27 protein-coding genes and 1 pseudogene are annotated in these 22,949 nt (G+C 38.8%); 16 read left to right on the forward strand and 12 right to left on the reverse strand.

The window, feature by feature from the left end:
• Nucleotides 1-116: 116 nt before the first annotated feature.
• Genes FTV37_RS10475 through FTV37_RS10495 form a run of 5 tightly spaced genes read left to right on the forward strand, consistent with a single transcriptional unit; the run spans nt 117 to nt 3,725 of the window.
• On the forward strand, nt 117-791 hold the full coding sequence (locus FTV37_RS10475) for a 2'-5' RNA ligase family protein (RefSeq protein ID WP_180063809.1): 675 nt from the start codon (nt 117-119) through the stop codon (nt 789-791).
• Nucleotides 788-1,309: a bifunctional adenosylcobinamide kinase/adenosylcobinamide-phosphate guanylyltransferase gene (gene cobU / locus FTV37_RS10480; protein WP_180003751.1), complete on the forward strand. Its 522-nt coding sequence runs from the start codon at nt 788-790 to the stop codon at nt 1,307-1,309. The genes FTV37_RS10475 and cobU overlap by 4 nt, the downstream gene beginning before the upstream one ends.
• On the forward strand, nt 1,306-2,358 hold the full coding sequence (gene cobT, locus FTV37_RS10485; RefSeq protein WP_180063810.1) for a nicotinate-nucleotide--dimethylbenzimidazole phosphoribosyltransferase: 1,053 nt from the start codon (nt 1,306-1,308) through the stop codon (nt 2,356-2,358). Before cobU ends, cobT begins: the two co-directional genes overlap by 4 nt.
• The gene (locus FTV37_RS10490) at nt 2,359-2,982 is read left to right on the forward strand and encodes a histidine phosphatase family protein (protein WP_180063811.1); all 624 of its coding nucleotides are present in this window, start codon (nt 2,359-2,361) and stop codon (nt 2,980-2,982) included.
• Nucleotides 2,979-3,725 carry an adenosylcobinamide-GDP ribazoletransferase gene (locus FTV37_RS10495; RefSeq protein ID WP_180063812.1) on the forward strand — a complete coding sequence of 249 codons (747 nt, stop codon included), beginning with the start codon at nt 2,979-2,981 and terminating at the stop codon, nt 3,723-3,725. Before FTV37_RS10490 ends, FTV37_RS10495 begins: the two co-directional genes overlap by 4 nt.
• Before the next feature lie 66 nt (nt 3,726-3,791).
• On the opposite strand, the gene FTV37_RS10500 is transcribed toward FTV37_RS10495, so the two are convergent.
• Together FTV37_RS10500 and FTV37_RS10505 are read right to left on the reverse strand one after the other, a co-directional pair.
• Nucleotides 3,792-4,502 carry an LrgB family protein gene (locus FTV37_RS10500; protein ID WP_180063813.1) on the reverse strand — a complete coding sequence of 237 codons (711 nt, stop codon included), beginning with the start codon at nt 4,500-4,502 and terminating at the stop codon, nt 3,792-3,794.
• Entirely contained in the window at nt 4,499-4,951 is a 453-nt protein-coding gene (locus tag FTV37_RS10505) for a CidA/LrgA family protein (RefSeq protein ID WP_111884333.1), read from the reverse strand. The genes FTV37_RS10500 and FTV37_RS10505 overlap by 4 nt, the downstream gene beginning before the upstream one ends.
• A 97-nt stretch (nt 4,952-5,048) precedes the next feature.
• On the opposite strand from FTV37_RS10505, the gene FTV37_RS10510 reads away from it, so the two are divergent.
• Nucleotides 5,049-5,948, forward strand: coding sequence for a LysR family transcriptional regulator (locus FTV37_RS10510; protein ID WP_180007851.1), 900 nt, complete (start codon nt 5,049-5,051; stop codon nt 5,946-5,948).
• 148 nt (nt 5,949-6,096) lie between these two features.
• Nucleotides 6,097-6,576, forward strand: a complete 480-nt coding sequence (locus tag FTV37_RS10515) for a helix-turn-helix domain-containing protein (RefSeq protein WP_078191046.1) — start codon at nt 6,097-6,099, stop codon at nt 6,574-6,576.
• An 82-nt stretch (nt 6,577-6,658) separates the two neighbouring features.
• Here FTV37_RS10515 and FTV37_RS10520 read toward each other — a convergent pair whose 3' ends face one another.
• Genes FTV37_RS10520 through tusD form a run of 4 tightly spaced genes read right to left on the reverse strand, consistent with a single transcriptional unit; the run spans nt 6,659 to nt 8,084 of the window.
• The gene (locus FTV37_RS10520; protein WP_168378648.1) at nt 6,659-6,970 is read right to left on the reverse strand and encodes a TusE/DsrC/DsvC family sulfur relay protein; all 312 of its coding nucleotides are present in this window, start codon (nt 6,968-6,970) and stop codon (nt 6,659-6,661) included.
• Between the two features lie 48 nt (nt 6,971-7,018).
• The gene (locus tag FTV37_RS10525) at nt 7,019-7,306 is read right to left on the reverse strand and encodes a DsrH/TusB family sulfur metabolism protein (protein ID WP_078190986.1); all 288 of its coding nucleotides are present in this window, start codon (nt 7,304-7,306) and stop codon (nt 7,019-7,021) included.
• Between the two features lie 13 nt (nt 7,307-7,319).
• Nucleotides 7,320-7,670, reverse strand: coding sequence for a hypothetical protein (locus FTV37_RS10530; RefSeq protein WP_180022111.1), 351 nt, complete (start codon nt 7,668-7,670; stop codon nt 7,320-7,322).
• Between the two features lie 45 nt (nt 7,671-7,715).
• Complete coding sequence (gene tusD / locus FTV37_RS10535; RefSeq protein WP_078190984.1) at nt 7,716-8,084, reverse strand: sulfurtransferase complex subunit TusD; 369 nt, start codon at nt 8,082-8,084, stop codon at nt 7,716-7,718.
• Nucleotides 8,085-8,398: 314 nt separating this feature from the next.
• Here tusD and FTV37_RS10540 point away from each other — a divergent pair, with 314 nt between their 5' ends.
• The 4 genes from FTV37_RS10540 (at nt 8,399) to FTV37_RS10555 (ending at nt 12,965) form a co-directional block, all read left to right on the forward strand.
• Nucleotides 8,399-8,995 (forward strand): phosphatase PAP2 family protein, encoded by a 597-nt coding sequence (locus FTV37_RS10540; RefSeq protein WP_078193832.1) that lies wholly within the window; start codon nt 8,399-8,401, stop codon nt 8,993-8,995.
• 517 nt (nt 8,996-9,512) lie between these two features.
• A complete protein-coding gene (locus tag FTV37_RS10545) occupies nt 9,513-10,520 on the forward strand; it encodes an SDR family NAD(P)-dependent oxidoreductase (protein WP_180003741.1) in 1,008 nt (335 codons plus the stop codon).
• A gap of 198 nt (nt 10,521-10,718) precedes the next feature.
• Nucleotides 10,719-12,113: a class II fumarate hydratase gene (gene fumC / locus FTV37_RS10550; RefSeq protein WP_180063814.1), complete on the forward strand. Its 1,395-nt coding sequence runs from the start codon at nt 10,719-10,721 to the stop codon at nt 12,111-12,113.
• Between the two features lie 360 nt (nt 12,114-12,473).
• Nucleotides 12,474-12,965, forward strand: a complete 492-nt coding sequence (locus tag FTV37_RS10555) for a hypothetical protein (RefSeq protein WP_168378642.1) — start codon at nt 12,474-12,476, stop codon at nt 12,963-12,965.
• 127 nt (nt 12,966-13,092) lie between these two features.
• Here the strand turns inward: FTV37_RS10555 and FTV37_RS18165 are convergent.
• Nucleotides 13,093-13,879, reverse strand: a pseudogene (locus FTV37_RS18165) (IS3 family transposase); the annotation flags it as partial.
• 383 nt (nt 13,880-14,262) lie between these two features.
• On the opposite strand from FTV37_RS18165, the gene FTV37_RS10560 reads away from it, so the two are divergent.
• Nucleotides 14,263-14,475, forward strand: coding sequence for a DUF4177 domain-containing protein (locus FTV37_RS10560; RefSeq protein WP_180063815.1), 213 nt, complete (start codon nt 14,263-14,265; stop codon nt 14,473-14,475).
• Nucleotides 14,472-14,684, forward strand: coding sequence for a hypothetical protein (locus tag FTV37_RS10565; RefSeq protein ID WP_180063816.1), 213 nt, complete (start codon nt 14,472-14,474; stop codon nt 14,682-14,684). Before FTV37_RS10560 ends, FTV37_RS10565 begins: the two co-directional genes overlap by 4 nt.
• Nucleotides 14,685-14,769: 85 nt before the next feature.
• Here FTV37_RS10565 and FTV37_RS10570 read toward each other — a convergent pair whose 3' ends face one another.
• Entirely contained in the window at nt 14,770-15,255 is a 486-nt protein-coding gene (locus FTV37_RS10570) for an Lrp/AsnC family transcriptional regulator (RefSeq protein WP_078188537.1), read from the reverse strand.
• Nucleotides 15,256-15,471: 216 nt separating this feature from the next.
• Nucleotides 15,472-16,332, reverse strand: a complete 861-nt coding sequence (locus tag FTV37_RS10575) for an alpha/beta fold hydrolase (RefSeq protein ID WP_180063817.1) — start codon at nt 16,330-16,332, stop codon at nt 15,472-15,474.
• 174 nt (nt 16,333-16,506) lie between these two features.
• Between FTV37_RS10575 and FTV37_RS10580 the strand changes: the two genes are divergently transcribed.
• Complete coding sequence (locus FTV37_RS10580) at nt 16,507-16,968, forward strand: hypothetical protein (RefSeq protein WP_180023531.1); 462 nt, start codon at nt 16,507-16,509, stop codon at nt 16,966-16,968.
• Between the two features lie 273 nt (nt 16,969-17,241).
• Here FTV37_RS10580 and FTV37_RS10585 read toward each other — a convergent pair whose 3' ends face one another.
• Both FTV37_RS10585 and brnQ read right to left on the reverse strand, forming a co-directional pair.
• Nucleotides 17,242-17,478 (reverse strand): hypothetical protein, encoded by a 237-nt coding sequence (locus FTV37_RS10585; RefSeq protein WP_078188534.1) that lies wholly within the window; start codon nt 17,476-17,478, stop codon nt 17,242-17,244.
• A gap of 559 nt (nt 17,479-18,037) precedes the next feature.
• Entirely contained in the window at nt 18,038-19,330 is a 1,293-nt protein-coding gene (brnQ, locus tag FTV37_RS10590; protein ID WP_180007846.1) for a branched-chain amino acid transport system II carrier protein, read from the reverse strand.
• 349 nt (nt 19,331-19,679) lie between these two features.
• Between brnQ and map the strand changes: the two genes are divergently transcribed.
• Nucleotides 19,680-20,474 (forward strand): type I methionyl aminopeptidase, encoded by a 795-nt coding sequence (map, locus tag FTV37_RS10595; protein WP_168378636.1) that lies wholly within the window; start codon nt 19,680-19,682, stop codon nt 20,472-20,474.
• A gap of 319 nt (nt 20,475-20,793) precedes the next feature.
• Here map and FTV37_RS10600 read toward each other — a convergent pair whose 3' ends face one another.
• The gene (locus FTV37_RS10600; RefSeq protein ID WP_180007845.1) at nt 20,794-21,708 is read right to left on the reverse strand and encodes a LysR substrate-binding domain-containing protein; all 915 of its coding nucleotides are present in this window, start codon (nt 21,706-21,708) and stop codon (nt 20,794-20,796) included.
• A gap of 279 nt (nt 21,709-21,987) precedes the next feature.
• On the opposite strand from FTV37_RS10600, the gene FTV37_RS10605 reads away from it, so the two are divergent.
• On the forward strand, nt 21,988-22,899 hold the full coding sequence (locus tag FTV37_RS10605; protein ID WP_078188530.1) for a LysR family transcriptional regulator: 912 nt from the start codon (nt 21,988-21,990) through the stop codon (nt 22,897-22,899).
• Nucleotides 22,900-22,949: the final 50 nt, after the last annotated feature.

Genomic DNA, 22,949 nt, shown 5'->3' on the forward strand with positions numbered 1-22,949 from the left:
AGAAGCTTTAGATGAATGAATTTCAGCTTTAAATGAATATTACTAAATCAAAATTGGGCAAAGTCTGTTTTGATTCATGCTTTAATAAAGCAGATTGAATTTAAAGTGATTTATCTGTGTTTCTAAAACCTTCAACGCAAGTCGTACCTACGCTCAATCAGGATTATCCCGATTGGCATCAAGGTCGTCATCACTATGCTTTGTGGTATATAGAAATACAGGATCCTGAATTATTGGCATATCTCACAGCACTTCGAGCGCAGTTTTCAGATCTTTTATACACGCCGAATACGCGCCAATTTCATATTACCGTGTTTATTTGTGGTTTTTTTCAAGAGCTGAATAAAACCCAATTATTCGATCATTCTGAACAACGATGGAATGATAATTTCTCAGCAGATGAATTGGCACTGCACCAACAACAACTTCGACAGTTATCGCTATCTAATATTCGGTTATGTACAGGTCAGATCAATAGCTTTCAAAGCGCGCTGTTTATTGAAATTGTGGATTTAGAACGTAAGTTAGACCATCTACGTCAAGCTTTGAATTTTAGTTCGAATGAAATTGCATCGATCGAATATTGTCCGCATATCACATTGGGCTTGTATAAACAGGCGTGGAATAGCGATGATATTTTTGAAAGAATCCAACAAATTGAGCAGCACAGCTTTGATTTTGAAAGCGAGCAACTGACTTTTGGTCATTATCAGGCTCAAGTATTACAAGGGGCTTTGAGTCCTTATTATCAACATCAGTTCAGACAAAATATAGAGATGGCACAGTCATGATTCATTTCATTTTGGGTGGGGCGCGTTCAGGTAAGAGCCGACTTGCAGAACAAAAAGCCAAAGAAAGTGCTCAAGCCGTCATCTATGTGGCGACAGCACAAGCCTATGATGAGGAAATGCAGGAGCGAATTCAGCATCATCAAGCGGACCGACCTGAACATTGGGGGCTGATTGAAGAGCCTTTGTATTTAGCCGATCGCTTAGTTGAAATAGACCAAGCTCATCAAACCATTCTTATCGATTGTTTAACGCTGTGGATGAGTAATTTATTGCTGCATGAACAAGCAGATTTTCAACAGCAACAATGCCAAAAATTACTTACGGTGCTGCCAATATTAAAGTCAGACATTATTTTAGTCAGTAACGAAACTGGGCTGGGCGTTGTTCCCATGGGACAAATCAGTCGAAAATTCGTCGATGAATCTGGGCGCTTACATCAACAAATTGGTCAAATTGCTGACCATGTGGTGTTTTGTGTTGCAGGTTTTCCAATGATCTTAAAAGGAGATAAAGCATGAACTGGTGGCAAGAACCCTGTCAAAATCCGAGTATCGAAGCTAAGCAACAGGCGTCAAATCACCAGTTACAGCTAACTAAACCTACGGGCTCGCTTTCAGAACTTGAAAATGTAGCGGTGCAACTTGCATCATTACAAAACACGGATCAGCCCAATATCGATTTCCCATGGATCACCATCTTTGCAGGTGATCATGGCGTGATGGAAGAAAATATTTCGGCCTACCCACAAGCTGTCACACGCCAAATGCTACAAAACTTCACGACCGGTGGTGCATGTATTAGTGTCATTGCACGTGAGTATCAAGCCAAACTACAAGTGATTGACTGTGGCTCTGTAGGTGAAGCCTATGAATATGCAGGGGTTGAGCGCTACTGTATTGCAGCGGGTACAGCAAATTTTGCTAAAACTGTTGCGATGAGCGAATCACAATGTATTGAAGCGATGAATCTCGGCCGTAAAAGTGTTGAAGATGCTATCGCTGCAGGTGCGTCTATTTATGTCGCAGGGGAAATGGGCATTGGCAATACCTGCTCGGCCTCTGCTGTTGCATGTTTTTTATTTAATGAGCCGGCCGAAAAACTGACAGGTGTTGGTACAGGTATTCGTGCTGAACAATTGGCACATAAGAAACAAGTGATTGATCAAGCTTTAGCTTTACATCAGGACTATGTCGGCCAAGATGTCTTTAAAGCGCTATGTGCTGTAGGTGGTTTGGAAATTGCCGCAATGGTTGGAGCATACATTCGCTGTGCGCAATTGGGGCTAGCAATGGTCGTGGATGGATTTATTAGTACGGTTTCTGCCTTGGTCGCTGTTCGTTTAAATCCTGCTGTACGTGAATGGATGCTTTTTGGTCATCAATCGGCTGAATATGGGCACCAACGTTTACTTCAAGCCCTTGAAGCTGAACCACTCTTAAAGTTGAATTTACGTTTAGGTGAAGGCAGCGGTGCCGGTGCAGCCTTGGGTTTAATTCGTTTGGCATGTCGTTTACATAACAATATGGCAACTTTCGCGCAAGCTGCTGTGATTGGTGAAAAAGTTTAAATGGAACATTTCCGTTTAGATATATTGCGTCATGGTGAGACTGAACTGAGCCATACCTTACGTGGCTCTACAGATGATATTTTGACGCAAAAAGGTTGGCAGCAGATGCAGCAGACCATAGATGATGTATTGAACGTCATACATACACACGGTTTAGTGAGTTGGGATGTCATCATTACTTCTGACTTACAGCGCTGCCGTTTATTTGCTTTAGATTTGTCTCAACAACTCAAATGTCCAATGTTTGAAAATGCGAAGTTTCAAGAAATGCATTTTGGCGACTGGGAAGCGGTATCAACCAAGCATATCTATGAAAACACCCCAGAGTTACTCGCACAGTTTTGGCAAAGCCCCAGCACATTTACGCCACCGAATGCAGAAAGTCTTCAGCAATTTCAACATCGGATATTAAGCGGTCTAGATGAGTTAGTCTTGCAGGCTCAACAGCATCATTGGCACCGCGTTTTATTGGTTTCCCATGGTGGCGTGATTAAATTATTAAAATGTACGGCACAGCAAAGTCACTTAGATGATTTATTAAAAATGACGGCTGAATTGGGACAATTAAATTCATTCATTGTGCAAAATCGTGCAAATATTCGTCTTTTGGAGCAAAGTGAATGACACCTTTTTGGATTGCTCTACAGTTTCTCACGACTTTCCCGATTCAACTTAAAGCGATGCCATCGAAACAGCAAAATGGACAATCTTTACTGTTTTATCCAGCGGTGGGATTGTTGATCGGTGGCATTCTTGCCTTGCTTGCTTTTACATTGCATAGTCTGCCGATTATCTTACTCAGCAGTATTTTGCTGGTAGTTTGGATTTGGCTCACAGGTGGATTGCATCTAGATGGTTTAGCTGATACGGCAGATGCGTGGGTCGGTGGCTTTGGTGATGCCGAGCGTACACTAAAAATCATGAAAGACCCTGCATGTGGGCCGATCGGTGTTTTGAGCCTCGTCGTGATTTGCTTACTCAAATGGTCGGCACTTTATGTTTTGCTACAACAGCAAATGTATTTGGCATTAATTGTATTTCCAGTCTTAGGACGTTTAGCCCCTTTATTTTTGTTTTTAACAACTCAGTATGTTCGCGAAAAAGGTTTAGGCTCATCGATAGCAGCAACTATTCCACGAAAGTCGGCATACATGATATTTACACTCTGCCTAAGTGCATGTTTGTATTTTAGCTGGCCTGGAGTTGTGAGTATATTTACGTTTATTTGTACTTTACTGTATTTGCGATGGAAATTTATTCAGCGTATAGGTGGCGTGACGGGCGATACAATTGGTGCAGCGATTGAAATCACAGAGGTGATGAGTCTTTTAGCGTTTGTCATAGCACTTCATTATGTAATTGCTTAGTTTTACAGTGAAATGACTTAACTCCTGATTTAAAAAAAGCCCAGCTAATGCACTGGGCTTTTTATTTTATCCTAATAGATAAATGACCAAATGAATAAGTGATGGCCCAAGCAATACCATAAAGACCCCAGCTAGTACCATGCTCAAGCAGGCTGCAACACCTTCTTCTTTATGACGTGATAACGCCTTACTTGTACCAAATCCATGTGCAGCATTGCCAAGAGCCGCACCTTGCGCAAAGCGTGAATGCAATTTAAGCCCAGCCAAAACTAGGTCAGCCAAAGCCACGCCGGCAATCCCAGTAATCATGGTAAATAGAATCACCAATTCGACTGAACCCCCAATATTCGAGGTAAGTTCCATGGCAAATGGCGTAGAAATGGAACGTGCCATCAAGCTATAAGACGTTTCTTGGTCAAATTGAAATAACTGTGCCAAATAAAAAGCACTAATAATCCCAGCTAACATGCCAATCACGATGCCTAGACTAATACTCAGCGCATGCTGACGGATAATTTGTCGATATTCATAGATGGGGATAGCAAAGGCCACAGTGGCCGGGCCGAGCATCCATACAATCCATTGGCTTTCTTGCATATAGGTGTCATATGAAATATGAAAGCAAAACATGAGTATAATCAGCACAAACGGGACGAATAGTGCAGGGGAAAGAACCATATACGGTAACTTACGATGTAGCTTTTTCGCCAAAATATAACCGACAAGGGTCAGGACGAAAAACAACACTGAGATACTGTTCAACCCAAAATCGTTCATAAGGTTTTTCCTGCTGTGTTGACATCATGATCTGTCGCAGTTTGGTGTTTCGCTTTAAGTTTTGCCTCGAGTTTAAAGCCCCAATAAACCGTAAATGCTGTAAACACCATGACACAGACGGTACCCAGTACCACGGCTAAAATTAACTGCCAGCCAGAGCTGAGTAATAAATCTTGATATTTAATTAATCCAACTACACAGGGGATAAAGAATAGAACCAGTTCAGCCAAAATAAAATCTGAGCCTTGTTTAACCCATTGCATTTTAAATAAACCACTCAATAATGCGGCTAAAAGGAGCAATAAACCAATCACGCCAGCAGAGATCGGCAAGTTAAACCAAGATTGAATGCAAGAGCCAATCCACCAGATCAATATCAATAAACTTAGCTGCGCTAAAGTTTTAAGAAACTGGGTAAATTTGGAAGTAGATTGTGGAAACGTATCCATGAGACGACAGTAGAATAGGAGATGACGCTATTTTAAAAGTGCATACCCTGTATAATTATGAATAATTAATTATTAATTATGCTTAAATGGAATAATAATGGACATTAAAAGCCTAAAAGTCTTTGTGACCATCGTACAAAAACAGAGTTTTAGTCATGCAGCAGAAGCGCTTTTTGTCACTCAGCCGACCATTAGTAAATTAATTCGTCAGTTAGAAGACGAGATCGGCGTGCCTTTATTTCATAAAGGAGAAGCAGGTCGAAAAAGGGAAGCACAGCTCACCTATATGGGAGAGCAGATTTATCAGCATGCCTTAGTGATATTGAATGAACAACAACGGATGCTTGATACCGTTACCCAAGTTCGTGCCTTAAAACAAGGTAAATTGACCCTAGGTTTACCGCCATTGGCATCAGTGTTGTTCAGTCAGTTAATCGCGCTGTTTCATAAAAAATACCCCAATATTGAACTGAGCTTTTTTGAGGTTGGGGCGACAGGTATAGAAAGTGCCATTTTAAAAAAACAGGTCGACGTCGGGATTATTTTGGGTCACTTGAAACCGGTGCTGAGTGGTATTCCAGTGATGGAGTCACCTTTGTGTCTATTGTCCAAAAAAAACTCACAGTGGCGTAAGCGAAAAACAGTATCGCTGATTGAATTAAAAGAAGAATCCTTTTTATTATATGATGATACCTTCACACTCAATGACATCATTATACAGGCGGCAAACTACGTCGGATTTGAGCCCAATGTAGTGTGTAAAAGTAGCCAGTGGGACTTCATCGCCAAAATGGTAGATTCAAATGTCGGGATTGCACTCCTGCCTAAAATTTATTGTGAACAACTTGATGCGGCAAAATACCATATGGCTGAATTAGAAAATCCAAATCTAGACTGGAAACTCAGTATGGCCTGGAATACCACTGTTGCCATGAGTCCCGCAACGCGTGCATGGCTAGAAATAATTGAGGACAATAAAGACAAAATACATTTTTAGTTCATTCCTAGATCAAGCCGATAAATAAATGATTGGAAATGAAGGTGGATTTATGATTTGTACCTCAAAGATTATTGAAAAGGATTTTGCAAAATCAACAGGCATGAATTAAATTGGGTGTTGGTCGTTATTTTTGATGGTTCATAAAATGAAATGGGATGATATAGGTCAACAACCGTGTTCAATCGCTCGTGCGCTTTCAGTGCTAGGGGATCGTTGGACCATGTTGATTATCCGTAATGCATTTATGGGCATTCGACGTTTTGATGACTTTCAACAAAATCTCGGTGTGACGCGTCATGTGTTATCTGACCGATTAAAGCGTTTGGTTGAAGAAGGTATTTTAACCAAAGTTGCTTATGTCGAGCGTCAGGAACGGTTTGAATATCGGCTGACTCAAAAAGGCTTAGACTTGTATCCAATCCTTCTAGCTATGACCCATTGGGCTGATCAATATATGGATCAGGGCTTAGGATCACCTGTTGAATATGTGCATCAGGCATGTGGGCAAAAATTTAAACCGGTTTTGGTGTGCTCATGTTGTGCTGAACCAATCCAAGCCAAACAGGTCAAACCGATATTTACCCAAGCCTATTACATCGCTCTCAACCAATTAAAACCTGCCTAAGCTGTTTTATGGCTTTCTTCAAGATGCTGATTTGCATCCATATAGTCAAAATAGCCTAAGCGGCATTTAGATTACTTTAAAATTACAAACAATTTGCAGGTTTAGGGATTCCCGCTAAACGACTTAAATGTCGAGCGACCAAACCGGTGTTAAATTTGTCTTGTAACACCGCATTATTAATATCAGCGCTCACCGTTTTCATTAAAAATTTAATGAGTGGGCGAGTTGCCGGCGAGTGACCAAACTGTTGATAAAACTGTCGCACAGCTTGTAAAACTTCAAAATGCCATGGGCTTAACTCAAGATCTAAACTTTTAGCCAGTTCTTGGGCAACAGTTTCATTCCAAATAGTGTAATCCACCAAATGGCCATCTTGGTCTAATTCAAGATTCATATTCGTTCCAAAAGAGAAGATTGTAGAAATGGATCGCTTTTACTCAATTTATTTGAGTGAAATACATCGTTTAAATCTAAGGCATAGATCAGCAAAAGCGGCATAGTCGATCACTTTCATATGACTATAATTCATACTTTTACCTAAAATCTCAGCATCATTTTCAAGTACATAACATGTGCCAAATTGCTGAATTTGTTCATCTGCAATATGTAAGACTGCTTCACCCATCAAGATAATTGCATCTTCAGGATTGATTAAACTGGCTAACTGCTGGATGTGCTGTAGGGTATTGGCATAGCTGGCTTGGACTAAATACAGCGTAGAATTTGACATCATCATTCCTCTTTTACCAATACAACACATGATCAAATTGTTGAATTAATTCAGTATTGAATTGAACAAACTCTAGTTCTTGTTCACTGTTGATCACAAAAGGATGCTGTGAATTTTTTTGTTCAATATAAATCGGGGTGAGATCATAAAACTCAAAGCTATCAACCATGTTGGATGCGAGTTTAAATGCATGCTTGAGCTGATTAAACTCTTGTTCTGCCTGAAGTAAGCTCAGCGCAGCATCTTTGAGCAACACTTTAACGTCACAGCCGAAGGTTGCAAGCACCATGGTCGCAGAAAGACTTTCATGTACTTGTAAGCTTGCAAGATTTGCATGGGTTAAAACAACCAGTACAGATTTCACGTAATTTTCCTTTTCAATGCTACAAATGCGCGGCAATCAAAATACTTAGAATTGCAATAAACGGTCAGCAGCTTGTACGGCATCGGCGAGTTCGCCTAGGCCCACAAGTTCAAATTGCTCAGCTAGATTATGTTGCTGAATATTGTGACGCTGTGCATTTTCCTGATCTGTGATCCCACGTGCGAGAGCTGCACTTACGCAAACAGGTAAACGAATGCCGAGTTTTTGCCATTCACTACTGAGTTTGCGTTGATCATCTGGCACCCATTGCAGGGCATTTGCGACATTTACACCATCTTGATAGAAAAAAACCCGAAAGTTTTCGCCTTTTTGCTTCAGCGCTTGGGCAAGACCCAAAGCATGCCAAGCCAATATCGAAGTGGGTGAGGAGGTAATTAGTAATAGAGTACTCATCGAAATTCACTAAATGAATAAACGGTCTAGATCGACAGTTTGTTCTGAGTTCAGAAGAAAAAGCTAGTATACAATGATTTACTCAATGATCTGAATATTTGCACAGTTTTGCTTATTTAGGCAGCACTGCCATTGCAAATTTTTCTTCAAATAGAACGATTGGTATAACATTGGGTTTAATTTGGATTCAGCCTCAAGCTAACACTTTTCATAAATAAACTGTGCGGTTACATACTGAAAAATCTTTATATGAATAAAACGCAATTTTTGATTTTACAGAGTGCTATGATCTTTTCATTTTTTTAAACCACCTCATGAATATAGAGAAATTTAATTTAAGTTTATTTAATTCAATCAATGCTTCGGACAATGCTTTAGATTTCACCATTTCTTTTGCCATATTTATAGCCAATGATCTATTTTATATCGTGATTCTTTTGATGTTTTTGGCTTGGTTTAAAGGAAGTTTTGATACAAAAAAGCAAATCGTTAAAGCCACTGTGTTTACTATCGTCGCTTTTCTGATCAGCCAAGTGATTTCAAGTTTCTTTTACTATCCTAGACCCTTTGTCTTGGACGTTGGACGCACGATTATAGAACATTCACCAAATGGATCATTCCCGAGTGATCACATGCTGTTTTTTAGTACGATTGCATTTTCTTATATTTTTTCAAAGCAAAAAGCTGTCGGCTATGTATTTCTAGCTTTCGCTTTTCTTGTGGCGTGGTCGAGAGTCTATTTGGGTGTGCATTATCCAATGGATATGGCGGGAGCGCTGATCATTGCGGTTTTGCTGAATTTTGTTGGACTGTCTTTATGGCGAAAATATGGGTCTTATTTGGTGAGCATGATCTTAAAAGTTTACGAGTTCCTATTCTCAGCCATGATTAAAAAAGGCTATATCCGCTAAATTAAGTTTGCTAGATATTTGTGATTTCAAACTTTTGCTGCTGCTATAGTTACATTGGCAACATCTTGCCAGATGAATATTTCTGATGATTCATCTGGCGTTCACATCCTGCTTCTCCACCTCAAAAATAGTCAGACTGCTCAATTCAATTTGCTCATTCGATAAGATCATTTCTTAATATTTTGTTGCTGTCTAACATGCTTCGCAATGTAACTATTATTAAATATCTTCTTCAAAAACCCTTCAACTCAAATGCCACGAAAACTTATGATGTCTTCAAAATTGATCGCTAGCGAGGTCATTTGTCGTAAATCAAATACAGTTAATATCCATAACTGCAACACAGTCAAAATTCTAAAGCAGTAAGATAAAACTAGAATGCTCTTGCAGATTATTCGGCTCATGAAAAATGCTGAGGCGAAGTTTCAAAATTTAGATCTGTAGATAAGTTGGTGACGACACCAAGATGATGCCAAAGAGTTGTAAAAGCTTGATAACTATAAGGAGTATCTAAACAATGATTTTAGTGACTGGTGGTTTAGGCTTTATAGGTTCACATATAGCCTTGAGTTTAATGGCTCAAGGTCAAGAAGTCATTATTGTGGATAATTTATCCAATGCAAATTTACAAACACTTGAACGACTAGAATTTATTTCAGGCATGTATGTGCCTTTTGTCAAACTCGATATTCGCAATACTCCCGCACTCAATAAAGTATTTGAACAATATACCGTCGATGCTGTCATTCATACGGCAGGCTTTAAGTCATTGGAAGAATCCGTCCTTAAACCACTTGAATATTATAATGATAATGTCAGTTGTATCATGAGTTTGCTGCGTGCCATGCAGCGAACAGGTGTACGAACACTGATCCATTTATCAAGTTTAGCGGTATATGGTCAGTCGTCGGCAGAATTAACAGAAGACACAGAAATTAATTTTACCTATCCAAATCCCTATGTGAAATCTCAACAAATGGTGGAAGAAATTATACGGGATACTGCACGTACGGATAATGAGTGGAAAATTGCGATTTTGCGTTTAGGAAACGTCGCAGGTGCTTTCGAGCATGCAGTTTTAGGTGAGTTTGTAGCGCCATTGCCAAAAAATATCGTGCCACTAGCGATGCAAGTTGGGGCTTTACAACGAGATTTTATCGAACTTCGCAAACAAGCTAAAACTGGAGATGGTACTGTGGAACGGAGTTTCTTGCATGTACTCGACTGTTGTAAGGCGGTGTGGCAATGTTTGCAATGGTTGTCGCAGCAGCAATTCGCCTGTGAGGCTTTTAATATTTCAGGTGAGTTGGTTTCGATACAGCAACTATTAGATACGCTTTCAGAAGTAACTAAGGCCGAGATTAAGACTGTCGAATCTACTTTTTATCCAAGCCATGAATATGACCAGCTTGGGGCAAGTACACAGAAAGCGAAAAGTACTTTTGATTGGCAGCCTGAACAAGATTTAAAGAAAATGCTAGAAGATGAATGGCGTTTCTATCAACAAACATTAAGAGGGAATTAACTCGTCTTGTTTTCGGTAAATTTAATCATCGTGCATGATTTTCTTTATAAAATCACGATAAAGATTATCAAATAAACCACTTATAATTGATAATGGTTATTATTTACAAGTCTAAACAAGTTACCTAAACTGTATTTATCAGCAGAGTTTGATTCTGCACAGACGTTCAAGTTTATAGATAAGGATATGAGGTCATTTATGCAAACACGTATTGAACATGACACAATGGGCGATGTTGAAGTACCTAGCGATGCGATGTGGGGTGCACAAACACAGCGTAGTTTGCAAAACTTTAAGATTGGTGGTGAACGTTTACCACGTCCAATGATTCGTGCAATGGGTCTCGTGAAAAAATCAGCAGCGATTACTAACGCAGCATTGGGTCAAATCCCTCAGGAACTATCTGGTTATATTGTCAATGCAGCCGAAGAAGTGATCTCAGGGCAGTGGGATGCACAATTTCCACTGGTAGTTTGGCAAACGGGTTCAGGTACGCAAAGTAACATGAACTGTAATGAGGTAATTGCCAATATTGCCAATCAAAAACTAGGCAATCCATTGGGTTCACAAAAACCTATCCATCCCAATGATCATGTCAATCGTGCTCAATCGACCAATGATTCGTTCCCAACCGCAATCCATGTGGCTGCAAGTCTACAAATCAATGAGCTTTTAATTCCTGCAGTAACGAAACTGCGTAATACCTTAGAAGCTAAATCTAACGAATTTAAAGATATTGTTAAAATTGGCCGTACACATTTACAGGACGCAACGCCTTTAACATTAGGCCAAGAGTTTAGCGGCTATGTTTCACAGCTCGATCATGGATTGAAGCGTTTAAATCAAGCTTTAGAAGGGCTGTATGAATTACCACTAGGCGGTACAGCGGTGGGTACAGGTTTGAATGCACATCCTGAATATGCTGTAAAAGCAGCAGCAGAACTTGCGAAGCAAACGGGTCTGCCATTTGTAACGGCGCCCAATAAATTTGAAGCACTTGCAGGACGTGATGCAGCTGTATTTGCGTCGGGTGCTTTAAAAACACTTGCTGCAAGTTTAAATAAAATCGCCAATGACGTGCGCTGGTTAGCCAGTGGTCCACGCTGTGGTTTTGGTGAGCTACGCATTCCAGAAAATGAACCAGGCTCAAGCATCATGCCAGGTAAGGTCAATCCAACTCAAAGTGAAGCCATGACGATGGTGGTTGCTCAAGTACTTGGAAATGACACAACCATTAATGTTGCCGGTGCATCGGGTAACTTTGAATTAAACGTGTTTATGCCTGTTATTGCCTTTAACCTATTGCAATCTATTCAACTCCTCGGCGATGCATGTAATAGCTTCAATGACCACTGTGCAGTAGGCATTGAACCAAACCGTGAAAAAATCGATCATTTCTTACATGATTCATTAATGTTAGTTACGGCGCTCAATCCAGTAATTGGTTATGAAAATGCTGCAAAAGTTGCTAAAACCGCATATAAAGAGGGCAAAACCTTAAAACAAGTTGCGGTAGAACTCGGATTAGTTACTGCTGAGCAATTTGATGAAGTGGTTCGTCCTGAGCAAATGGTTTCACCAAATACAAAATAAATTGTTTTGAGATTATTCATCTAAAGTATTTGTAAACAAGTAGAGAGGCTGATTTATATTCAGCCTCTCTTTTTATTGGATCTATGATTCATCAATTTTTCAGCTAGATACTGCCTAATACAGATTCTTTTGATTCATTTTCAGCTGTAAAAGTATAGATATAAACTGGATGATTTATAAAAAACTGGGTAACGAAAAAATGAAGCAAGGCCAATGTTGGAAGAGAGTAATTCATTGGATTGGGCTTTGAATTCATTGGCACACTTGTTAAAATGCCTTTCTTTTTCTGTTTTCGTTGCTATTTGACATTTGTTTGAATAAATATTTGCAAGACAGTATTTTATTTAAGGATTTCCCCCAATGCTCACCATCTATTTGACAGATGTCCAAAAGAACGTTCAATTTAAAGACTATCCGGGCGAGCATCCTGTTAAATTTATATTGAATTTTAAAAAGATTTTTCCAAGCGTTATGGAGCTTTTGCTACCAGTTTTGCCTGAAAATGAAAATCTTGAAGAAATGAGCTGGGAATCGACAACGCCAGATTTTGAAAAATTTAAATTACTACTCAGTGGGTGGGGCGTAATTGAGCTACGTTTGAATGCTATTGCCCAATATAAAGACCGTGCTTATGCAGATAACTTGGTAAAAAAAGCACAGCAAAAACGTAAAGAATATAAAAAAGCACAGTCAAAATTACAAACCGTTGAACTTGATTATTTATTCATGCACGAAGTTCATGGTTTGATTGATGCAGAGTTGGTCGAGCTAGGTGAAAAATTCTATCTACCGACTTTACGTGAGCTTTGGAAAAACCAAGTGTCAGCGAATGTATTAGAAGCAAAATTCTAAACTGCACACAGTTTTAGTCGAAAAATCCTCCGCTTAGGAGGATTTTTTATATGCACATCAGAACTTCAGATTTACTGCGGCAAGTGACTGTTTCATAGTGCCCCATCAAGCAAGTGAAGCATTGATCCTAAACAATATCGTGAACGGTCATCCCTTCTAAATACTTAAAATATTTCTGCTTAAAGGCTTTTAGACTTAACCAGTCATTTGTAGAAGGTCGTCTAATTCGATGGTAGTAAACTTTGAGAATAATACAGCATCGGTTTCTTTTCTAGTAGTAAACACTACCGTGAATCACATGGTCTTTTAATGTGGGAGACAAGCTTCGCTTACTGCATTATCCCATGAGCAGCATACTGTGTAAGGTCGCGACGGTTGTATACTAGAATACCGTTATTCATCAATAAATAGCCCCTACAATCATGATTACAGTACTTCGAGTCTGTGAAGTATTGCTTTGCAAGGAAATGTACCATGCACCTGTTTGGATAACCTTGATGAGCTACTGCTTAATTAAATGCATTACACGCATATCAATTGATGGTCTGATTTTACTTGACCATTACAATGGCTAGTTTGCCAACAGACAGTACAACGACTAAATAAACTTAGCATCCACATAAATACAACCCATCTTGCTTGGTACTGATATAAGTAATATCCGTTGTATGCTTATATTTGCGTGCAACTTTATTCAGTAAACTTAGCTTTTTAAATATTCTTAGATTCTACAGACAGAACATTCATTCATACGATAATCAAGATCATGTATGTCATGGACATGATTGTGCGCCTAAATGAGTATGATGCTGCCAATGGATAGCTTTCAAATCATCATACATAAATAAATCTAACATTTTTCATGCATAGAAGCGTGAAGTGCTGACACCTAGATATTTGCAGGCAGAAGAGACTGCAGTGATTATTTTTAACTGATCGGTGATAGATTTAAGTAAGTATATCGTTGCTTTGAATACTTTCTTAGCTTTACGAGTATAGGGCTATGCTGGCAGCATGTCGAAAGACACAGCAAACTATTAGCGAAAGAGTCTCTCAAAGATGCTAAAACTTGAAAATCATAAATGCTGACATTAAAAAGCCCCATGGTTAGGGGCTAGTCGTATCACTCGCGTGATACTCATATAAGGCTCATCTCATACTGCGTGTATTAAAACATAAAATTGAAAAAATTGCTGAGTAAATTGGCAGGAAAACCGGGTTGTTTCAGGAAAAAGCGATCGTTATACTTTGCCGTGAACATTTGTTCATTTCACTATAACCATAAAGAACGAAATTGATGAAAGAATATAAAGTTGTTATCTATCAAGAAGGCATGCTGGGGTCTTTACTGCTTGGCGCTTCAAAAGTTGATCCTGTTAAATTCACAAATTTTTTAAACCAAAATGCGCAGCAAGGCTGGGCGGTGATTACGATGGAAAAAGATATCCGCCGTATGCTGCTGTTTTGGAAGCGTGAAGCTTATGTGGTTGTTTTGGAGAGAGAAAAATGAAATACGGTGTCTTCAGCGCACTGATTATTTCAATTTTATGGGGTTTATTAGCCATTGCTCAGCTGTGGTTTGAGTGGCTCAGTGCCGATGTTTTTATCAAAATAACCGTCACAGCGGCCATTCTGGAAGTCATCATTATTATCGCAACATTGGTCATACGCGAGTATTTGACAGATAAAAAATTGAAAAAAGATGGCTTTATAGATTAGACCGCATAAACAGGGCAATTAGGTGATGAACTTAATTGCTCTTAAATTTTAAGGTCATTTTATAGATTAGATCTATATTGACTCATTACTCAATCATCATGAGGTCAGCACTGCTGGCAGATTTTAATTGTCGTAGCGCAAAAATGGAGCGGGTATGGCGTATACCTTTCATAGAATATAAATTTTTACGTAAAAAACGCTCATAGTGTTCAGCATTTTTAACCGCAACTTTCACTAAATAATCGTAATCGCCAGTGACTAAATGTGCCTCTACCACTTCTGGCATATTGGCTAAAGTTTCACTAAATTGATCTAAAATTTCATCATCGTGACGTTCTAATGTGATTTCAATAAAGAATAATTCATTGATCCCAATCGATTTTGGATTGATGTTGGCTGTATAACCATCGATAATTTTTAAATTTTCTAGACGTTTTAAGCGTGTCCAACATGGCGAAGAGGAGAGACCAACACGTTCAGAAAGCTGGGCTATGGTGAGTCGTCCATCTTCTCTTAATGCGGATAATATTAAACGATCAATTCTGTCGAGGTTGTGTCGTGCTTCACTCATGCCAAAATAGAATATAATTGAGAAAAAATAGTTATATCATTTTTTGCAATGGTCGGCTGAAGAAAATAAGCACACTCGGACTTGCAATGCAGATTTTAAAGATAGAAAAATAAATTATGTAAGGTGTTAGGCAGGGTGATTGAAGCTAAAAATAGAAAATCTTGTGCAGATTATAAAAAGACCACTCAGCCGGATTACTGACTGAGTGGCAAAAACTTAAGCGTGTAACTGTTGTTCAATGATCGGCCATAGGTTTTGATGTGATGATTTAAACATCAACATATGTCCGATGGCTTTATGACCTGTTTCTTTCGGTTTTAACTCAATCATTTGAGTCGAAGCATTCGGGTATAAGCGCAGCAAGTCTTTGACATTGGCTTCCGTGGCAATTTCGTCATCGGAGCTCCATACGGCGGTGATCGGGCAGCTCACTTGTTGATGAAAATCATGCTGAACAGTTTTGCCTAAGGCATTGATGACATAACCAGGTTTGCTACAAAATTCAGCCCATTCACGAGCTACATCTTTTGGCAAATTTTCACCCATGCCAATTGCATTGGTCGGGCCATAGCCAATGGTATAGCGTGCAATCGGGAAGATCACATTAAACATCACTGGAGCTAAAAGTTTGGTACGACCTTTAAGTTTTTTTACATGACCTGTAGAGCCAGAAACAGCAACCACTTTGGCAACTTTGTCAAAATTTGGCACGATACCTAATAATTGTCCGCCTGCGCTATGACCGAGTAATATGACTTTAGGCGCTTGCGTTTTACTGATCAAGGCGTCGATTGCCGCAGGGATATCAAGCTGCCCCCATTGCACAATACTTGCTGTCGATTCTTTTAGAGGGCTGTGTAGCGACTCACCAATACCACGAAAATCAAAAACTAAAACGTCATAGCCTTGTTGGCTCAACCATGTTGCATAACTATTATAAAATTGCTTGGTAATGCCTGTGGCTGGACAAATCAACACAGGTAAAACCTGTTTGAGCTCTGTCTGGTGCGGATAATAGCGCGCACTCAGTGAATAGCCGTCTTGGCAATGAATCGTGAGTTTTTCAGATGATGACATGATTCAAACTTCATGGGTGTGTTCCGATGACTCTAATTTAAACAAGTTCCAAAAAGAAACCTGAAAAGAGTATGACTCTAAAGTCATGTCATAACAGGTTTGAAGCAAGTACTATTGCAGTAGAAATACAGATAAAAATAATGCGTGTAATTGAACAATGGATGTAAATTAAAAATGGACATGCTTCAACTTTCGAGTGCAGTACAAATTGCGATAGTCTTTAGTGGGATTTATTTATGGGTAGGTATGCTCACGGGTGTGTGGAAATATACACAAATAAGACAGTCTGAACTGGCACGTGCGCATTATTATGTCGATATTGCACATCGGAGCAGTTTGTTATACGCCCCAGCGACGCTTATTTTAGCGGTATTGGCCTATTTTTCAGCACTTCCACATACGCTCAATTTACTCTTTGTAATCATCAATTTGTTCTTTTTTAGCTTTTCGATTTTAAGCTATGTACTGCATGGCTTTTTAGCCGATACCACCAATCAATTTAAAGTACCGCACGTCTTAGGTAAGTGGCATTTGCCTAAATGGATGATGAGTATGGCAATGCTTGGATTGGTGATTGGCGAGTTAATTGCAACACTCGGATTGCTCTTCGGAGTCATCGTTAAATTTTGGTTTTAAGCAAAGTAGTATCAAATAAAAATCGTATCAATTAGATTGGAGGCTAATCAGGAGATAAAAGCTTTTAAAGTGCAGACGATTGTTAGGTCGAAGAATTTATATAAACAAAATTTTAAGTTCTGCAGAATTGAAAATTTATGAGAAAAGGCTGATGATTTTCTGGTTATTTTAGGGATTATTTGTATTGTTATTTAAAAAGGATTAAATGATCGAGAAGGTGGGGGTGGCATCTTTCTTTTTTCAAGATGGATGATGCCTCATCCATCTTCTAACTTAAAATTCTGTTGATTTTTGCTTTCGATATTTGTGGTCAATGACTGCCCATAAATAAAAGGCTACAGAGACAATAAGCGCATAAGCAAAATATTCAGGTCTTAAATTTCCTTGTATTAAGCCTTGAATAAGTAGTGTCAGCATGAGAGCAATAGTGGTGCTTGTATAGGTCACCATGTTCTTATTTGCCTTCAGAGCGTTAATGAAGAATTGCTTTTTGAAATGTACTGATAACATCTCCACCCCTCCTTGTTGTTGTTTAGCCAAAACCCATGATTTTGGTCAGGTTTGAACTACTGTTGTACTTCGAAACTAGAAGTATTTCAATAGCAAATGTCATTATTTTGTCATAAAACTATGTTAGATCATCGTATAAGAATAATCATTTTATTCATATACTAAATATTATGAATCTAAAGGTGTTGACTGGTGAGTAAAATGGTCGATGCATAATATCTATGTATGAATAAGCAATATATATACCAACACGGGTATATCGGCTTTATGACACGAAACCGCCTAGCTTACAGTCTGAATCGGGCTTAATCATGGAGTTTGTGTACGGTGTATTTTGCAGAAAGTATTTGTATTTTAACTATTATTATATTTTGTAGCCAAAGGGCTGGATTTTTTTCTCATCATGAAAATAAAACTTTATTAAAAAAGTTCAATGACTTAGGATTTTTGCGCTGTAGTAGGACAAATAAAAGTCAGTTTGGGTAAAACTCGACAATTATTGGTCACAGGTAAAATCGTCATTCGGGTAAAACTCCGATTTTAGACAGGTCAAAAAAGGTTATTTTTTAACTTTGTCAATTACAGCAGCAATAATCAGCACAATCACAGAAGGGATCAGCCATGCTAAATTTTGTTGAGCAAGCGGTAGATTGGCAATAAAGCTTGGAAGCGCATCTTCGAAACCAGCTACTTTTAAACCATCAAAAATACCGAAAATAAACGCACAAGCGGTAACAGGCGCAATAACTCGTGATGGTGAAATAAACCATTTAGAGCAGAAGCTAAGTAGGATAACTGCAATCGCAGGTGGATAAATTGCACTTAAAACAGGCACTGAAACTGCAATGAGTTTGGTTAAACCTAAGTTTGAAATCAGCAGTGAGAAACCAACTAAAATGAACACAAAAACTTTGTATGGAATTTTAGTCAATTCTGAGAAATATTCAGCACATGCGCAGGTCAAGCCAATCGCGGTCACCATACATGCAACAAAGATCATTGCAGATAGGAAATAAGCGCCCATATCACCAAATGCATGTTGTACATATGCATGCAGGATCACTGCACCATTTGTTGCATTTGGAGCAATATCATGGCTGCCCATACCGAGTTTGAACAAGCTGATATAAACCAGTGTAAGTCCAATACCTGAAATAATACTGGCAATGACAGCATACTTGGTGACGAGCTTACTATCCGTTACACCACGTGAAGTAATGGCTTTTACGATCACGATACCAAAAACTAAAGCACCTAAAGTATCCATGGTTAAATAACCATTGACCACACCTTCAGAAACTGGTGCAGCCACGTAGTTACCAATTGCAGGCGGAATTACACCAGCAGGGATAAAGAACGCAGAGATACCCAGTACAATGAGACCTAAGATCTTGAGCGGTGAAAGGAAATAACCCACAGTATCCAAAATTTTGTTTGGATAAAGTGAAACAATGGTCACTAATGCAAAATAAATCACGCTATAAATTAGCAGACTGTTTGCGCCGTTACCAAAATAAGAAGAGAAACCAATTTCATATGAAACGGTAGCTGTACGAGGTGTTGCAAATAAAGGTCCAACAGCTAAGTAACACGCGACAGTAAGGATAATGCTGGCTGCTTTACCCAAAGGTGAACTTAAAACTTGAATAGAACCCTCAACACGCGACAAAGCAATAATCGTGATGACAGGTAGACCAACTGCGGTGATTAAGAAACCAAATGCAGCTAACCAAACATGTTCACCCGCTTGCTGTGCGACAATTGGTGGGAAAATAATGTTACCTGCACCAATAAACAGTGCAAAGGTCATAAAACCTAAGGCAACAATATCCCGTGTACGAAGACTTGTCATAAAGGGGAGATGAACTGTGAAAAAAGGCAATTTTAGTGCAATTAAGCTCGTTTTTGGAGCAAAATTTATAAATCGTATAGATAGTTTTTATAATACGAATCATAAATATATTGACAGATAAAATAATGTTTTATTTATATTTATGATAAATAAAAGAAATTTATTGTATATAAATTTTTTATAGAAATATGTTTAGCGATTAAGATTTATCAGATATAAATCAATTGTTCTAATTTTCAGCACTAAATAGGATGCTATAAGCCGAATAAATGCAGAAATATTGGCTGAATAAAACAAAAAAAATCTAAAAGGTCTATAATTCGGTGTATTCAAATTTGAGGATATTCAGATGAAAGCTTCCAAAATCACGATTAAAACCGAGCAAGATATTGAAAAATTACGCATTTCAGGTCGTTTAGCTGCTCAGGTTTTAGAGATGATCGGGGAGTATGTCAAGCCGGGCGTGACCACTGAATATCTAGACGATATCTGTAATGATTTTATCGTCAACACACTTAAAGTGATTCCTGCCAACGTTGGCTACTATGGCTATACCAAAACCACCTGTATTTCACCGAATGAAGTGGTTTGTCATGGTATTCCTTCGAAAGAAACTGTATTGAAAGATGGTGACATTATCAATATTGATGTTGCCATCATTAAAGATGGTTATTTTGGTGATACCAGTCGTATGTACTATGTGGGTGAGGTTTCGCCTGCGGCTAAAAAGTTAGTGGAAACTACCTACGAAGCCATGGTTGCAGGGATTCATGCAGTTAAACCGGGAGCAACTTTGGGGGATGTAGGCTATGCCATTCAACAAGTTGCTCATCGTGAAGGCTACAGCATAGTACGTGAATACTGTGGTCACGGAATTGGTAAGGTTTATCATGAGCAACCGAGCGTTTTACACTATGGTCAACCGGGTCAAGGTGTGATTCTGAAAAAAGGCATGGTCTTTACCATTGAACCGATGATTAACAGCGGTAAAGCGCGAACTAAAGAGTTAAAAGATGGCTGGACAGTGATTACTGCAGACCGCTCTTTATCTGCACAGTGGGAACATATGGTGGTTGTAACCGATAGTGGTTTTGAGTTGCTATCTCCATGGCCAGAAGGTACAGGTACATATCCTGCAATCTAAGCTAAATCGCGAATTTAATCCTGAATCTGCTGTATCTAAATGATTGAAGTTAAATTAAATTATACATGTGTATAATTTTTGACTTTAGTCTAATAATTTGTAGTGTGTATGAACGTTATAGGTTTTAAGACTAAGAGGTTTTGTCTATAGCTTAATTTATAAGGCTTTGCTTATAACTCTGAAAATCAGTTAGAGCTATTAACGATTTAATAAAGATGTATTTTATTTATATAATATGATTACAGATTCTGCTGTAGTTTCTGATTTTCTTAGTTTTTAAGTTTTCGCTTACCCATCACATGGGTAAGCTTTTTTTTGCCTAAAATTTAGCGTGTTCATGTTGGCTGAGTTTTTCAACTAAGTAATCAATGAATACTCGTACAGCAGGTAATAAGCCACGACGAGATGGATAAACAGCATGGAATATACCATGTGCAGCTTTCCATTCAGGTAACACACGAACCAAAGCACCTGATTTCACATGGTCGGACACAATACTGTCGGGCAATAACACCACGCCACAATCTTGGCAGGCTAGCGCAGCTAACATAGACAGGTCAGAGCCCATCACCGTTGGATTCACTTTAATTTTTTTCTGATGCTGCTGTGCATCGGTCACAATAATATGTTGATCGAGATGCTCATCCGCCATACTTAATATTTGATGTTGTGATAAGTCTTCGGGCTGTTTGAGTTCACCAAATTTATTCAGATAGGCCTGACTGGCAAATAAGTGCTGCTCAATCGTTTCAAATTTACGAATGACTAAATTGGGGTCGTCGTCTAGATTTGAACGTACACGCAGCGCAAGGTCGAAGCCTTCATTAATGATATCTACGCGGCGATTGGTCACCATCATTTGCACTTTAATTTCTGGGTACTGCTTTAAAAATTCAGGCAAAATTTTGGTCATTTCATTTTGCGCGATGGAAACAGGTAAGCTGACTTTAATTAAGCCGCGCGGCTGTGTGCTGAGATGATCAACCAAATCATGTGCGGCTTGAGCGGCATTCATCATAACTTGTGCATGGCGGTAGATATTCATACCAATATCTGTAACAGCAAAATGTCGTGAACTACGTTGAATCAGGCGGACACCTAAACGTTCTTCTAAGTTATAGACCCGACGACTCAGTTTTGATTTTGGAATATCTGTTGCACGTTCTGCTGCACTAAAACCACCATGTTCGACCACTTGGGCAAAACAATAAAAATCATCTAGATCACTCAGCACTGTTCTTATTCCATATTTGCAACGATTTAGCTAATTAACTTGAATTGTTTCATGAAGTCAATCACGTTTTGTAGTTTTTCATGTGAGAAAGTTGAGTAAAATTGCCAAGACTAAAGTCGGGTTAACCTTGTAATCGTTTCACATTAGCATGACCAAACAATAAATGTGGTGTATACATCTTTTAAATAACCGAATTTGAAGGATGTGATTTGAGTGTCGTCCTGATATATTCAAATAAAAGACCATTATGAAAGAAATTCGACATTAAAGGACAATGTCATGGAATTAAGACATTTACGTTACTTTGTCGCCGTTGTAGAAGAACAGAGTTTTACGAAGGCTGCTGAAAAGCTATTTATTGCTCAACCTCCTTTAAGTCGTCAAATTCAAAATTTAGAAGAAGAGTTGGGTGCACAGCTTTTTGAGCGTGGCAGCCGTCCTTTGAGAACCACCACCATTGGCCGTTTCTTTTATCAGCAAGCCGTGAAATTACTTTCAAATGCAGAAGAAATTAAGCTCATTACGCAGCGGGCCAGTGCTACTGAACGTACCATTAATATTGGGTATGGCGGTTCCTTACTCTGTGGTTTATTACCTCGAATCGTTTATTTGTTCCGCCAGCAATATCCACACTTAAATGTAAATTTAATTGAACTGAGTGCAGTTGATCAGATTCAGGCATTAAAAGAAGGTCGGGTTGATGCATGTTTTAGTCGAGTTCGTGTGTCGGATCAGGCGGTTAAACGTGTGCTATTGCGTGAAGAGCCTCTGATTGTTGCGGTGCATTCAAGCCATCCTTTATCTTCACAGCAGCAGATTGCATTAAATAATCTCAAAGATGAGCAGATTTTTATTTATCCTGCAACGGATGGTCAAAGTTATGCAACGCTGATCAAGTCTTTATTTTTAGAATATGGGATGGAGCCGAAACGCTTCAATACTCAAGCAGATTTGCAGCAATCACTGGGTATGGTCGCTGCGGGCGAAGGCATTTGTATTGTTCCTGAATCTGTCCAAATTATGCAGTTTAGGCATGTGAATTATGTGAAATTATCGGACAGTGCCGCCATTAGCCAAATTTATTTGATTGTGCGGAATGATGATGAAGGGGAATTGGCACGTCCTTTATTTGATTGTGTTTACCAAGTATATGATTTGGAAGCAATTGAATACGATCGTCGAGTTTTCTAACATTTGTTTTAAAATTAATTTAGATGTTAATTTCGAAATTCAATTTAGAA

This window comes from Acinetobacter sp. YH16042 (assembly GCF_013417245.1).
In the GTDB taxonomy this organism is placed as follows: Bacteria; Pseudomonadota; Gammaproteobacteria; order Pseudomonadales; family Moraxellaceae; genus Acinetobacter; species Acinetobacter amyesii.